This is a genomic window from Streptomyces sp. NPDC029014 (genome assembly GCF_055564695.1).
This window is the reverse complement of record NZ_JBVHVT010000010.1, coordinates 31,359-44,978: the sequence shown is the minus strand read 5'-3', so window position 1 is coordinate 44,978 and position 13,620 is coordinate 31,359. Positions and strand designations below refer to the sequence as shown.

The window sequence follows — 13,620 nt, the reverse complement described above, 5'->3', positions numbered from 1 at the left end:
TCAGGCCTTCACGGTCTCGGGGTCCGCTGCGGACTTGGCCTTGGACTTGGCCTCGGGCACGGCCTCCGCCTCGGTCTCGGGCGCGGCGCCGTCGGTGCTGCCGAGGCGCTGCTCGTTGTGCCGGGCGCCCTCGCTCAGGGCCACCGTCCGGGCGAGGTCGGTGATCTTCTTCTCCAGCGAGCGGAAGCGCAGGAAGGTGTTGAGCGTCAGGAAGCCCATCGCCAGCACCATCACGTACAGCACCAGGTCGGTGCCGCGGCCCACGCCGAGCGCGTGCGCGACCCAGGTGACGTCGCCCGGGCGGAGCACCGCGTAGACGTTGACCACGACGAACAGCGAGAACGCGATGCGCTTCCACGCACGGTTCTTCGCCTGGCCCCAGGTGCGTATGAACATCAGGGCCATCGACAGCGAGCCGGCGATGAGCAGCAGCTGAATCCAGAAGTACTTCATCAGCGGCCACGCTCCCGCATAGTGATGTCGAAGACGATGTTGACGCCGTTGATCAGGGACTGGCCCTTGGCGCGCGAGTAGTCGGTGTAGAGGATGTCCACGGGGACCTCGGCGACCCGCAGGTCGGACCCGGCCAGGAAGCCGACGATCTCGGACGCGTGGGCCATGCCGTTCATGGTGATGTCGAGCTGCTCGGCCGCCTTGCGGCTGAGCACGCGCAGCCCGTTGTGCGCGTCGGTGAGCTTGAGCTTGCGGGCGGTGGGGCTGACCGCGGCGGCCGTGCGGAGCACGACCCGCTTGATCCACGGCACCTGGCCGTTCTGCTCGATGAAGCGGGAGCCGAGCACCACGTCCGCCTCGTCGGCGCGCAGGACGGCGACCATCTTCTCGACGTCCGCGGTCTGGTGCTGGCCGTCCGCGTCGAAGGTCGCGAAGTACGTGGCGCCGGGCTGGGCGAGGGCGTACTTCAGGCCGGTCTGCAGGGCGGCGCCCTGGCCGAGGTTGACCGGGTGGCGCACCAGGTGGGCGCCGGTGGTCGCGATGTGCTCGGCGGAGTCGTCGGTGCTGCCGTCGTCGACGACGACGATGTTCGGGAACGTGGTACGCGCTCCCTCGACGACGTCGGCGATCACCTGGCCTTCGTTGTAGGCCGGTATGACCAGCCAGACATCGTCGTATTGGGACACGGTAGCTCCAGCGGAAAGTGGCACGTGCTCGTGCTCGGTGATCGGTGATACATCGGAGGCCGGCAACAAGGTCACTCCCTGACCGCCCCGGCGACCGGCGCCCTCTCGGCGCCCAGCCCCCCGGTCCCTTCGGTCGCGCCCGGGGCGACCCCGGGGAACCTCAGCCTCAGCACCGCCAGCATACCGAGCACGGTGGCGAGGGAGCCGAGAGTGTAGGCGAGGATGACGCGCAGGGCCACCTCCCCCGGCGCGAAAGTGACTCCGGCCAGGGCTGCGGTGCCGACGGCCCAGCACACCAGCTGCAGGTTGTGCCGCTTGAATACCATCAGCGCCTGACCCAGCACCATCGCGAACATGTACGCCACGGTGCCGACGGACAACAGGAGGAAGTCGAGGCTCCCCAGGACCGGTTCGGCCCCGAACAGCACGTCGATGAGCCAGGGGCCGAGCGCGGTGGCGGGCACCCCGCCGAGCACCCCGAGCAGCCCGACGACCACGGCGATCCGGCGCAGCATCGCCGAGAACGCGGCCCGGTCGCCGGCCGTGTACGCGGCCGTCAGCCCGCCCAGCAGCGAGGCCTGCAGCGAACCGAAGACGAACAGCGGCACCCGGGCCAGGACGAGCGCGCTCAGCAGCGCTGCGATCAGCGCGCTGTCGCCGGGGGCGAGCAGTTTGGTGCTCATCACCGCGGCGTTGACGACGACCTGGGACAGCAGCGTCGAGCAGATCAACAGGCCCAGCCCGCCGGTCAGCTCCCGCCAGGCGATGCGCTCGCCGGGCCCCACCGCGCGCAGCAGCGCCGGCAGCGTGGCCAGCACGGCGACGACCGGGGCGACGGCCAGCACCAGGCTGAAGGCGAGCGCGGAATCGAGCCCGGCCAGGGCGCAGCCGAAGGCCAGGACGATCCGCAACCCGCCGTCCAGGGCGAGTTGCAGCCCGTACGCCCCGAACCGGCCGAGGCCGGCCAGCACTCCGCGGGTCAGGTAGCAGACGGCCATGCCCGTGAAGGCCCCGCCGAGCGCGGCGACCAGGCTGCGGTCGCCGTGGAAGAGGAGGTCCGCGATCGGGCCCGCGCCGAGGCCGAGGGCGAGCAGGGTCGCGCCGAGCATCGCGGAGGTCATCAGGGTGGCCCGGCGCAGCACGGGGGCGGCGCCCTGCCCGAGGACCGCCCGGGCGGCGACGAGCCGGGTGAGTTCCTGTTCGACGGGGAAGAACACGCCGATGCCGACCGACATGACGATCGTCCACAGGACGGAGACGTTCGCCATGTTCTCGGTGGACAGGCTGTGCCCGGCCACGCCCAGGTGGACGTACGAGGCCGCACCCAGCACGACAGTGCCGCCGGCCACCGCGACGGTGCCCGGCGGCAGCGCCGCGGTGAGCCTGCTCAGCAGGGACTTCATCCCGTGCTTCCGTTCCGGGCCGACGCGGCGTCGGCCAGCGCGGTGAACACCGGCGTCGCCAGGGCCTCGGCCAGCTGCTCGCGCCAGTCGGCGAGCGGGGCCAGGCCCGCTCCGGCCCACCGGTCGTGCCCGAGCACGCTGAAGGCGGGGCGCACGGCGGGGCGGACGAACGCGGCGGAGGTGGTCGGCCGGATCCGCTCCGAATCGAGCCCGCTCAGCCGGTAGCTCTCGCGGGCCAGCCCGAACCAGGTGGTGCGGCCGCTCGCGGTGCCGTGGTAGACGCCGCCCGGGGCGCGGCCGGCCAGCGCGGCCAGGCCGAGCTCGACCAGCCGGCGCGCGAGCGCGTACGACCAGGTGGGTTGCCCGTGCTGGTCGTCGACCACGTCGAGGGTGTCGCGCTGGGCGGCCAGCTTCAGCATGGTGGCGACGAAGTTGGGCCCGTGCTCGCCGTACAGCCACGCGGTGCGGACCACGTAGCCGTCCTGCGGCAGCAGTTCGGCGACGGCCTGCTCGCCGACCAGCTTGCTGCGGCCGTACGCGTTGACCGGGCCGGTGGGCGCGTCCTCGCGGTACGGCTCGGAGGCGTCCCCCGGCAGCACGTAGTCGGTGGAGACGTGCAGCAGGCGCGCGCCCGCGTCGGCGCACGCCGCGGCGAGGACGCGCACACCGGCGCCGTTGACGGCGGTGGCGGCTTCCTCGGCGGTCTCCGCGCCGTCCACGTCGGTCCAGGCGGCGCAGTTGACGACCACGGCGGCACCCTCGACGGCGGCGCGGACGGCCGCGGCGTCGGTGATGTCGAGGTCGGCGCGGCGCAGGCCGGAGGCCTCGATCCCGGCGTCCTTCAGGACGGCCAGGACGTCCTGGCCGAGCATGCCCGCGGCGCCGGTGACGAGCCAGCGTCCGGCGGCTGCGGGGGTGGTGGAGGAGGCGGGGGCGGGGGCGGCGTCGGCGTTCGTGTCGGCGGCGGTCACTTCTGCAGCGCTGCCTTGTCCTTCAGCGACTCCCACCAGGCGCGGTTCTCGCGGTACCAGGCGATGGTCTGCGCGATGCCGTCCTCGAAGCGGACCTGCGGGGTGTAGCCCAGCTCCGCGTTGATCTTGCTGATGTCGATGGAGTAGCGCAGGTCGTGGCCCTTGCGGTCCTCGACGTGCTCGACCATGTCCCAGCCCAGGCCCGCGGCCTCCAGCAGGACACCGGTCAGCTCCTTGTTGGTGAGCTCGGTGCCGCCGCCGATGTTGTAGACCTCGCCGCCGCGGCCCTTGCGCATGGCCAGGTCGATGCCGCGGCAGTGGTCGGAGACGTGCAGCCAGTCGCGGACGTTGCCGCCGTTGCCGTACAGCGGGACCTTCTTGCCGTCCATCAGGTTGGTGACGAACAGCGGGATGACCTTCTCCGGGAACTGGTAGTGCCCGTAGTTGTTGGAGCAGCGGGTCACCACGACGTCCATGCCGTGGGTCCGCGCGTACGCCAGGGCCAGCAGGTCGGAGGAGGCCTTCGAGGCGGAGTACGGGGAGTTGGGCACCAGCGGCCACTCCTCGGTCCAGGAGCCCTCGTTGATCGAGCCGTACACCTCGTCGGTGGAGATGTGGACGAAGCGGCCCACGCCGTGCTTGCGGGCGGCGTCCAACAGGACCTGCGTACCGACGACGTTCGTCATGACGAACGGGCCGGCGCCCGCGATGGAGCGGTCCACGTGCGACTCGGCGGCGAAGTGCACCACGACGTCGTGGCCGGGCATGACCGCGTCGACGGCCTCGGCGTCACAGATGTCGCCCTTGACGAACTTGTAACCCGAGTGGTCGCGGACCGGGGCGAGGTTGGCTTCCACACCGGAGTAGGTGAGCTTGTCGAAGACCGTGATCTGGGCCGATGCGTCCGCGGCGAGCTGCTGCCGGACGAATTCTGAACCGATGAAGCCGGCGCCGCCGGTCACAAGGATGCGCATAGTACGGAGAGTCTAGTCGCTTGTACTACTGCCCCCGCGGCCCGGACCGCTTCGTTCCGGTTGCTCTCGCATAGTGTGGTGCCATGCGTGGAATTCTCTTGGCCGGCGGCACCGGATCCCGACTCTGGCCGCTGACCCGGGCAGTCTCGAAGCAGCTGCTCCCCGTCTTCGACAAGCCGATGATCTACTACCCGCTCTCCACCCTGGTCATGGCCGGAATCAGCGAGATTCTGATCATCACCACGCCGGAGGACCGTCCCCAGTTCGAGCGCCTGCTCGGCGACGGATCCCAGTTCGGCCTGCGGCTGGAGTACGCGGTCCAGGAGCGCCCCGAGGGCATCGCCCAGGCGTTCGTGCTGGGCGCCGACTTCATCGGCGACGAGTCCGTGGCCCTGATCCTGGGCGACAACATCTTCCACGGCAGCGGCCTCGGCACGCGCCTGGCCGAGCACACCGACGCCAAGGGCGGCCGGGTCTTCGCGTACCCGGTGGCCGACCCGACGGCGTACGGCGTCGTCGAGTTCGACGACAAGGGCCAGGCCATCTCCATCGAGGAGAAGCCGGCCAGGCCGAAGTCCCGCTACGCGGTGCCCGGCCTGTACTTCTACGACAACCGCGTCGTCGAGATAGCCCGCGGTCTCCGGCCCAGCGCCCGTGGCGAGCTGGAGATCACCGCCGTCAACGACGCGTACCTCCAGGCCGGCGAGCTGAACGTCACCATCCTCGACCGCGGCACCGCCTGGCTGGACACCGGCACCTTCGTCTCGATGGTCCAGGCCTCCGAGTTCGTCCGCGTCATCGAGGAGCGCCAGGGCTTCAAGATCGGCTGCATCGAGGAGGCGGCCTGGCGGGCCGGCCTGATCGACGACGCGCAGCTGCGCGAGCTGGCCCAGCCGCTGCTGAAGAGCGGCTACGGCCAGTACCTGCTCGCCCTGCTCGACGAGGAGGCCGGCCGGTGAAGTTCCGCGAACTCCCCCTCGAGGGCGTCTTCGAGATCACCCCGCAGCTGCACGGCGACCCGCGCGGCCTGTTCACCGAGTGGTACCGCTTCGACAAGCTCTCCGAGGTCGTCGGGCACCCGCTGAAGCTGGCGCAGGCCAACCTGTCGGTGTCCTCCCGCGGCGTGGTCCGCGGCATCCACTTCGCCGACGTGCCGCCCGGCCAGGCCAAGTACGTGACCTGCGTGCGCGGCGCCGTGCTCGACGTCATCGTGGACCTGCGGGTCGGCTCCCCGACCTTCGGCCGCTGGGAGGGCGTCCGCCTCGACGACGTGGACCGCCGCGCGGTCTACATCCCCGAGGGCATGGGCCACGGCTTCTGCGCGCTGACGGACGACGCCACGCTTTCGTACCTCTGCTCGGAGACGTACAACCCGACCGGCGAGCACTCGGTTCACCCGCTCGACCCGGATCTGGGCATCGAGTGGCCGGCGGAGGTCCCGCTGCTGTCCGCGCGCGACGAGGCCGCCCCGTCGCTCGCGCAGGCCGTCGAGACGGGGCTGCTGCCCGACTACGCCGCCTGCAAGGAGTTCACGGAGTCCCTGCGCGTGAACTGACGCGGGGCACCGGGAGGGCACAGGAGAACGCACGAGGGCACACGAGGGCCGCACCCCGCGACGGGGGGTGCGGCCCTTCCCCGTACCCGCGGACCGCACGGGCGCCCCGGCACCGGCACCGGCACCGGCACCGGCACCGGCACCGGCACCGGAAACGACCGAGGGCCCCTCCCCCGCCGCCGAAGCGGTGGGGAAGGGGCCCTCGTGCCAGACACGGAGCCCGCTCGCGCGGACTACCAGGTCAGAGCGTGAAGGACTTACTTCACGATCTTGGTGACCTGGCCGGCGCCCACGGTGCGACCACCCTCACGGATGGCGAACTTCAGGCCCTCCTCCATGGCGACCGGCTGGATCAGCTGGACGGACATCTCGGTGTTGTCGCCCGGCATGACCATCTCGGTGCCCTGCGGCAGGGTCACAACGCCCGTCACGTCCGTGGTACGGAAGTAGAACTGCGGACGGTAGTTGTTGAAGAACGGCGTGTGGCGGCCACCCTCGTCCTTGGACAGGATGTAGGCCTGGGCCTCGAACTCGGTGTGCGGGGTGACCGAACCCGGCTTGATGATGACCTGGCCGCGCTCGACGTCCTCGCGCTTGATGCCGCGGAGCAGCAGACCGACGTTCTCACCGGCCTGGCCCTCGTCGAGCAGCTTGCGGAACATCTCGATGCCGGTGACCGTGGTGGTGGTCTTCTCGTTCTTGATGCCGATGATGTCGACGGTCTCGTTGACCTTCAGGACACCACGCTCGATACGACCGGTGACGACGGTGCCACGACCGGTGATCGTGAAGACGTCCTCGACGGGCATCAGGAACGGCTTCTCGGTGTCACGCGGCGGGGTCGGGATCGACTCGTCCACGGCAGCCATCAGGCCGAGGAGCTTGTCGCCCCACTCCTTGTCGCCCTCGAGCGCCTTCAGCGCCGAGACGCGGACGACCGGCAGGTCGTCGCCCGGGAACTCGTACTCGGAGAGGAGCTCGCGCACCTCGAGCTCGACGAGCTCCAGGATCTCCTCGTCGTCCACCATGTCGGCCTTGTTCAGGGCGACGACGATGTACGGAACGCCGACCTGGCGGGCCAGGAGCACGTGCTCCTTGGTCTGCGGCATCGGGCCGTCGGTGGCGGCGACCACGAGGATGGCGCCGTCCATCTGCGCGGCACCGGTGATCATGTTCTTGATGTAGTCCGCGTGACCCGGGCAGTCGACGTGGGCGTAGTGACGCGCCTCGGTCTGGTACTCGACGTGCGCGATGGAGATGGTGATACCGCGCTGGCGCTCCTCAGGAGCCTTGTCGATCTGGTCGAAGGCCGAGGCCTCGTTCAGGTCCGGGTACGCGTCGTGCAGCACCTTGGTAATGGCGGCCGTGAGGGTCGTCTTACCGTGGTCAATGTGACCGATGGTGCCGATGTTGACGTGCGGCTTAGTCCGCTCGAACTTCGCCTTCGCCACGGGGGTCCTCCTGGAGAGTGGTTCTGTACGCCTTACTCATCGGCGCCAGGTGATCTTTGCTGGAAAGCCGGTCCCCGGGGCAACAGGTTTTTTGAATTGCTCCTGTTGCCCCAGAGGTTCCGGTGACAAGCCTAAAGCGTGTGCTCGGGAGAGTTACTCGCCCTTGGCCTTCGCGATGATCTCCTCGGCGACGTTCCGCGGAACCTCGGCGTAGGAGTCGAACTGCATCGAGTAGCTGGCGCGACCCGAGGTCTTGCTGCGGAGGTCGCCGACGTAGCCGAACATCTCCGACAGGGGCACGAGGCCCTTGACGATCTTGGCTCCGTGACGGTCCTCCATGGCCTGGATCTGGCCACGGCGGGAGTTGATGTCACCGATCACATCGCCCATGGACTCCTCGGGCGTGGTGACCTCAACGGCCATCATCGGCTCGAGCAGAACGGGCGAAGCCTTGCGCGCGGCCTCCTTGAAGGCCTGCGAACCGGCGATCTTGAAGGCGAGCTCGGAGGAGTCGACCTCGTGGTAGCCACCGTCGAGAAGCGTGACGCGGACGCCCGTCATCTCGTAGCCGGCCAGGATGCCGAACTGCATGGCCTCCTGCGCACCGGCGTCCACCGAAGGGATGTACTCCTTCGGCACACGGCCACCGGTGACCTTGTTCACGAACTCGTACGCCGGACCATCGGCGTCCGTGATCGGCTCGATCGCGATCTGCACCTTGGCGAACTGACCGGTACCACCGGTCTGCTTCTTGTGGGTGTAGTCGTGACGCTCGACGGCCTTGCGGATCGTCTCGCGGTACGCGACCTGCGGCTTGCCGACGTTGGCCTCGACCTTGAACTCGCGCTTCATACGGTCGACCAGCACCTCGAGGTGCAGCTCGCCCATACCGCCGAGGATGGTCTGGCCCGTCTCCTCGTCCGAGTGAACGTGGAAGGAGGGGTCCTCCTCCGCGAGACGCTGGATGGCGACACCCAGCTTCTCCTGGTCACCCTTGGACTTGGGCTCGATGGCGACCTGGATGACCGGAGCCGGGAAGTCCATGGACTCCAGGATCACGGGCTGCTTGTCGTCGCACAGCGTCTCACCGGTGGTGGTCTGCTTCAGGCCCATGACGGCGACGATGTCGCCGGCGCCCACCGAGTCGATCTCCTCACGCTTGTTCGCGTGCATGCGGTAGATCTTGCCGATGCGCTCCTTCTTGCCCTTGACGGAGTTCTGCACCGCAGTGCCGGCCTCCAGGCGGCCCGAGTAAACCCGGACGAAGGTGAGCTTGCCGAGGTGCGGGTCGCTCATGATCTTGAACGCGAGCGCGGCGAGGGGCTCCTCGTCCGACGGCTTGCGCTTGACGACCACCTCGGCGTCACGGACGTCGTGGCCCTCGATGGCCTCGATGTCCAGCGGCGACGGCAGGTAGCGCACGACGGCGTCGAGCAGGGGCTGAACACCCTTGTTCTTGAACGCCGTACCGCAGAAGACCGCGGTGATCGTGGGCTCGCCCTTGCCCTTGCCGGAGCCGAGGATGATGCGACGCACGGCGGCGTGCAGCTGCTCTTCGGTGGGCTCGGTGCCCTCCAGGAACAGCTCCATCATCTCTTCGTCGTTCTCGGCGACCTGCTCCACCAGCTTGGCGCGCCATTCCTCGGCCGCCTCGGTGTGCGTGGCCGGGATGTCGACGACGTCGTACATCTCGCCCTTGGTCGCCTCGGCGGACCACACGAGCGCCTTCATGCGGACGAGGTCGACCACGCCCTGGAAGTCGGCCTCGGCACCGATGGGGAGCTGCATGACGATCGGAACCGCGCCCAGGCGGTCCGAGATCATGTCGACGCAGCGGTGGAACTCGGCGCCGGTGCGGTCGAGCTTGTTGACGAAGCAGATGCGCGGAACGCCGTAGCGGTCCGCCTGACGCCAGACGGTCTCGGACTGCGGCTCCACACCGGCGACACCGTCGAACACGGTGACGGCACCGTCGAGGACGCGGAGCGAACGCTCCACCTCGACCGTGAAGTCCACGTGACCCGGGGTGTCGATGATGTTGATGGTGTGGTCGACGTTCTCGAGCGGCCAGTGGCAGGTCGTCGCGGCAGACGTGATCGTGATGCCGCGCTCCTGCTCCTGCTCCATCCAGTCCATCGTGGCAGCGCCGTCGTGGACCTCACCGATCTTGTAAGAGACACCGGTGTAGAACAGGATGCGCTCGGTGGTGGTCGTCTTGCCCGCGTCGATGTGGGCCATGATGCCGATGTTGCGCACCTTGGCCAGGTCAAGCGAAGTGGTAGCCATAAGGCTTCAGTCTTCTCTCGGTCTCGATGTGGGTTGCGACTACCAGCGGTAGTGCGCGAAGGCCTTGTTGGACTCGGCCATCTTGTGCGTGTCCTCACGCTTCTTCACGGCCGCACCAAGGCCGTTCGAGGCGTCGAGGAGCTCGTTCATGAGGCGCTCGGTCATGGTCTTCTCGCGGCGGGCGCGGGAGTAACCCACGAGCCAGCGCAGCGCCAGGGTCGACTGGCGACCCGGCTTGACCTCGACCGGAACCTGGTAGGTCGCACCACCGACGCGGCGGGACTTGACCTCGAGCGACGGCTTGACGTTCTCCAGCGCGCGCTTCAGCGTGATGACCGGGTCGTTGCCCGTCTTCTCGCGGAGGCCTTCCATGGCGCCGTAGACGATGCGCTCGGCGGTGGAGCGCTTGCCGTTCAGCAGGATCTTGTTGATCAGCGAGGTGACAAGAGGAGACTGGTAGACCGGGTCGATGATGACCGGGCGCTTCGGGGCGGGGCCCTTACGAGGCATTCTTACTTCTCCTTCTTGGCGCCGTAGCGGCTGCGGGCCTGCTTGCGGTTCTTGACAGCCTGGGTGTCAAGCGCACCGCGGATGATCTTGTAACGAACACCCGGCAGGTCCTTCACACGGCCACCACGCACGAGCACGATCGAGTGCTCCTGCAGGTTGTGTCCCTCACCCGGAATGTAAGCGGTGACCTCGATGCCGGAGGTCAGACGCACACGCGCGACCTTACGGAGCGCCGAGTTCGGCTTCTTCGGGGTGGTCGTGAACACACGCGTGCAGACGCCACGGCGCTGGGGCGAAGCCTCGAGCGCGGGCGTCTTCGTCTTCTCGACCTTGTCCTGCCGGCCCTTCCGGACCAGCTGCTGGATCGTAGGCACTACTTCTCCGGTTTCTGTGTGCCGTGTAGTAAAGCTAACCTGGAACTTCTGCCGACCCACGCGGTCGGGTGTGTCGGATCCGGTGAACCCCTGCGCAAGCGCAGGAAGACGCGTGGATCTCGGTGGCCGGTGCGACTCGCGTGCGGTTGATGGACACGCACGGGAGCCCAGGCACACCCCAGGCACAAGGTCTGAGCGTACCCACCGCATCCACTCCGGTCAAAACAAAGGCCCTCCCGCGACCCCCGCGACATCCCCGCCGGTCATACGGCACTTGGGCACCGGGCGCTCGACATGCACCCACCCCGCGGATGTGGTATGGGCCTCTCACCGCCCGCGGACCGCGGCGACCGGCCCACTTCCGCGCGACCACTAAAATGCGTCAGCGATTCAGCCCGAAACGGCACCACGATCAGGGAGCGGGACATTGCGGACGGTCACCCCGGAGCCGACGGCCGCGGACAGCCCGGTCCTCACCGGCCCCGACACCCGCCTGCGCCGCCTCACGCTCCGACCCGAGCGCCTGTACGGGCCGCTGCTCGCCTTCGTCGTCACCGCCGGCGCGTTCTGCGCATCCTGGGCGCTCCGCGGCACCTTCCCCTTCGGGAACACCGGCCGCGCCCTCAACGACCAGGCCAACCAGTACGTGCCCTTCCACCGGGCGCTGTGGGACCTCGTCCACGGGCAGGCCGCGGGCGACGTGCTGTTCAGCTGGCGCGGCGGCTTCGGACAGCAGTTCCTGTCCGACTACTACACGTACCTCGGCAATCCGTTCTCCTGGCTGGCCGTCCTCGTCCCGCGGGCCCACGTCGACCTCGCCGTCTTCCTGGTCACCCCGGTCACGATGGGCACCGCCGCCGCCGTGATGGCCGTCTACCTCGGCAGGCTGCACCCCGGGCCGTGGTGGCAGCGCGGGGTCCTCGGCGCCTGCTACGGGCTGTGCGGCTGGGCGCTCAGCGACGCCTCGTACATCCCGATGTGGCTGTGGGGCCTGGTGGCCCTCCCGCTGCTGGGCATCGCCGTCGAGTGGTGCCTGCAGGAGCGCCGCTGGACGGGCGCCGCCCTGATCGTCGCGCTCGCCTGGTTCGGCAACTTCTACACCGCGATGATGGCCACGATGGCCGCCTGCGTGCTGCTCGCGGTCCGGATGGCCACGCTGGACCTCACCGGCCGGCAGCGGCTGCGGGCCCTGTGGCGGGCCTCGACCTCCGCCGCGACGGGCATCCTGCTCACCCTGCCGCTGCTCCTGCCGTCCTTCCTGTCCAGCGGCGCCGCGCAGCCGACGCAGGCCGCGGCCTTCGACCCGGTGCGGATCGAGGTCTTCCTGTCCGGGATGCTGCCGGCCACCCACCTGTGGGGCGGCCGGCCCCGGCTGTACGTGGCCTCGCTCGGCCTGATCCTGGCCGGGTCGTTCCTGTTCAACGCGGCCATCGCCCGCAGGACCCGCCTGGTGTGGGCGGCGGCGACGCTGCTGGTCCTCGCCTCCTTCCAGTTCCCGCCCACCCAGTACCTGTGGCACGGGCTCGCCGTGCCGAACGGCAACCCGTACCGCGAGACCTTCGTCTTCAGCGGGCTCGTCGTGGTCCTGGCCTGGCTGTCCCTGGCCCACCGGCCGCGGCTCCCGCACCTCGCGTCGGCGGCGGGCCTGCTGGTCGCCGCCACCTTCCTGCTCCGGCACACCGACGACTTCGGCGGCTGGACCTGGCGGGCGGTCCTCGGCGGCGGCACGGTCTCGCTCCTGGCCCTGGTCCTGCTGGCGCAGGGCGAACGGCGCCGCTTCCTGGTCCCCGCCGCCGCCGTGCTCATGGCCGGCGTCGTCTTCGCCGAGTCCACCGCGGCCGCCGCCAGCGCCGACGCCCGCCGCGCCCGGGAGCGCTGGGCCAAGCCGGTCGCCACGTCGAACCGCTCGATCGGCGCGCACCACGACGCCGTGCGCGAGGTGGACGGCTGGCCCCGGTACCGGACCGATTCGGGCGCGCCGCAGACCTCGTACAACGACGCCCTGGCGCTCGGGGCGGAGGGCCCGCAGTACTACAGCAGCTACCTGCCGGAGGCCACGTACCGGGCGCTGGAGCCCCTCGGCTACGGCTTCAAGAACGACGGCCGGACCTTCTTCGGCGCCGACAACCCCGTCCTCGACGCGATCTTCGCCATCGGCGCCCGGGTCGGTCCCGGCCCGGCCGAGGGCACCTGGACCGCCACCCGCTTCCCTGCTCCCCCGCTCGTCACGGTCCGCAGCGCCCCGTTCACCTCCCCCAACCCGGCCGGCAGCGTCTACGCCCGGCAGGAGAACGTCCTCGGCGCGCCCGTCTACCAGGTCCCGCCGACGGTCCGCGGCGGCACGGCCACGGAACAGACGTACGCCGCCCGCTGCGCCCCCGGCTCGGAGGCCTACTGGTTCTCCCCCGACCTCTACGGCACCCTCACCGCAGGCGGCACCCAGCGGCCCCTGGAGGACCAGATGACGGGCGTCGTGAAGCTGGGCCCGGTCCCGGCGGACGGCACGGTGGCGGTGACGGTGCGGACCCGGACCGAGAACGCGACCGCCGGGGACCACCCGATCGGCTGTCTGGACCGCGCCAAGCTGGACGACACCGTCCGCAACCTCACCCGGACGGGTGCCACCGACGTCGCCACCGGCGGCCACGACGTCCGCGCCGTCCTCCCGGCGGGCAGCACCGGCACCGCCGTCTTCGCCATGACCGCGGTCCCCGGCTGGCAGTGCACCGCCGACGCGAAGCCGGTGACCCCGGCCTCCTTCCACGGCCTGCTCGCCCTCCCCGTCTCCCCCGGCACGACGAAGCTCGCCTGCACCTTCACCCCGAAGGGCCTCGCCCCGGGCCTGGCCGGCGCCGCCGCAGCCCTCCTGACCCTGACGGCAGCAACCCTGGCAGGCCTCCGCCGCCGACGCCGCGCCTGAGGCCGCGGGGCCGCGGCCCCGCGGGCCAGGTCGGTCC

The 13,620-nt window shown here is 69.9% G+C and carries 12 protein-coding genes; 3 read left to right on the top strand and 9 right to left on the bottom strand.

Annotation, left to right across the window (positions count from 1 at the left end; genetic code table 11):
- The 5 genes from ACZ4VL_RS07685 to rfbB all read right to left on the bottom strand — a co-directional run bounded on the left by ACZ4VL_RS07685 (nucleotide 1) and on the right by rfbB (nucleotide 4,487).
- A complete protein-coding gene (locus ACZ4VL_RS07685; RefSeq protein WP_468197044.1) occupies nucleotides 1-453 on the bottom strand; it encodes a DUF2304 family protein in 453 nt (150 codons plus the stop codon).
- Complete coding sequence (locus tag ACZ4VL_RS07680) at nucleotides 453-1,139, bottom strand: glycosyltransferase family 2 protein (protein WP_468197041.1); 687 nt, start codon at nucleotides 1,137-1,139, stop codon at nucleotides 453-455. Before ACZ4VL_RS07680 ends, ACZ4VL_RS07685 begins: the two co-directional genes overlap by 1 nt.
- A gap of 71 nt (nucleotides 1,140-1,210) precedes the next feature.
- Nucleotides 1,211-2,542, bottom strand: a complete 1,332-nt coding sequence (locus ACZ4VL_RS07675; RefSeq protein ID WP_468197039.1) for a polysaccharide biosynthesis protein — start codon at nucleotides 2,540-2,542, stop codon at nucleotides 1,211-1,213.
- Nucleotides 2,539-3,513 (bottom strand): dTDP-4-dehydrorhamnose reductase, encoded by a 975-nt coding sequence (rfbD, locus tag ACZ4VL_RS07670; RefSeq protein ID WP_468197037.1) that lies wholly within the window; start codon nucleotides 3,511-3,513, stop codon nucleotides 2,539-2,541. The genes ACZ4VL_RS07675 and rfbD overlap by 4 nt, the downstream gene beginning before the upstream one ends.
- Nucleotides 3,510-4,487, bottom strand: coding sequence for a dTDP-glucose 4,6-dehydratase (rfbB, locus tag ACZ4VL_RS07665; protein WP_468197032.1), 978 nt, complete (start codon nucleotides 4,485-4,487; stop codon nucleotides 3,510-3,512). Before rfbB ends, rfbD begins: the two co-directional genes overlap by 4 nt.
- 83 nt (nucleotides 4,488-4,570) lie before the next feature.
- On the opposite strand from rfbB, the gene rfbA reads away from it, so the two are divergent.
- Both rfbA and rfbC read left to right on the top strand, forming a co-directional pair.
- Nucleotides 4,571-5,446 carry a glucose-1-phosphate thymidylyltransferase RfbA gene (rfbA, locus tag ACZ4VL_RS07660; RefSeq protein WP_468197030.1) on the top strand — a complete coding sequence of 292 codons (876 nt, stop codon included), beginning with the start codon at nucleotides 4,571-4,573 and terminating at the stop codon, nucleotides 5,444-5,446.
- On the top strand, nucleotides 5,443-6,042 hold the full coding sequence (rfbC, locus tag ACZ4VL_RS07655) for a dTDP-4-dehydrorhamnose 3,5-epimerase (RefSeq protein WP_468197028.1): 600 nt from the start codon (nucleotides 5,443-5,445) through the stop codon (nucleotides 6,040-6,042). Before rfbA ends, rfbC begins: the two co-directional genes overlap by 4 nt.
- A 257-nt stretch (nucleotides 6,043-6,299) precedes the next feature.
- Here rfbC and tuf read toward each other — a convergent pair whose 3' ends face one another.
- From tuf to rpsL, 4 genes are all read right to left on the bottom strand, one after another.
- Nucleotides 6,300-7,493, bottom strand: a complete 1,194-nt coding sequence (gene tuf / locus ACZ4VL_RS07650; protein ID WP_468197027.1) for an elongation factor Tu — start codon at nucleotides 7,491-7,493, stop codon at nucleotides 6,300-6,302.
- Nucleotides 7,494-7,646: 153 nt separating this feature from the next.
- Nucleotides 7,647-9,779: an elongation factor G gene (gene fusA / locus ACZ4VL_RS07645; protein ID WP_468197025.1), complete on the bottom strand. Its 2,133-nt coding sequence runs from the start codon at nucleotides 9,777-9,779 to the stop codon at nucleotides 7,647-7,649.
- Between the two features lie 39 nt (nucleotides 9,780-9,818).
- The gene (rpsG, locus tag ACZ4VL_RS07640; RefSeq protein WP_114053724.1) at nucleotides 9,819-10,289 is read right to left on the bottom strand and encodes a 30S ribosomal protein S7; all 471 of its coding nucleotides are present in this window, start codon (nucleotides 10,287-10,289) and stop codon (nucleotides 9,819-9,821) included.
- A gap of 2 nt (nucleotides 10,290-10,291) precedes the next feature.
- The gene (gene rpsL, locus ACZ4VL_RS07635) at nucleotides 10,292-10,663 is read right to left on the bottom strand and encodes a 30S ribosomal protein S12 (protein WP_007265893.1); all 372 of its coding nucleotides are present in this window, start codon (nucleotides 10,661-10,663) and stop codon (nucleotides 10,292-10,294) included.
- Between the two features lie 427 nt (nucleotides 10,664-11,090).
- Here rpsL and ACZ4VL_RS07630 point away from each other — a divergent pair, with 427 nt between their 5' ends.
- Nucleotides 11,091-13,583 carry a YfhO family protein gene (locus tag ACZ4VL_RS07630; RefSeq protein ID WP_468197022.1) on the top strand — a complete coding sequence of 831 codons (2,493 nt, stop codon included), beginning with the start codon at nucleotides 11,091-11,093 and terminating at the stop codon, nucleotides 13,581-13,583.
- Nucleotides 13,584-13,620 lie beyond the last annotated feature (37 nt).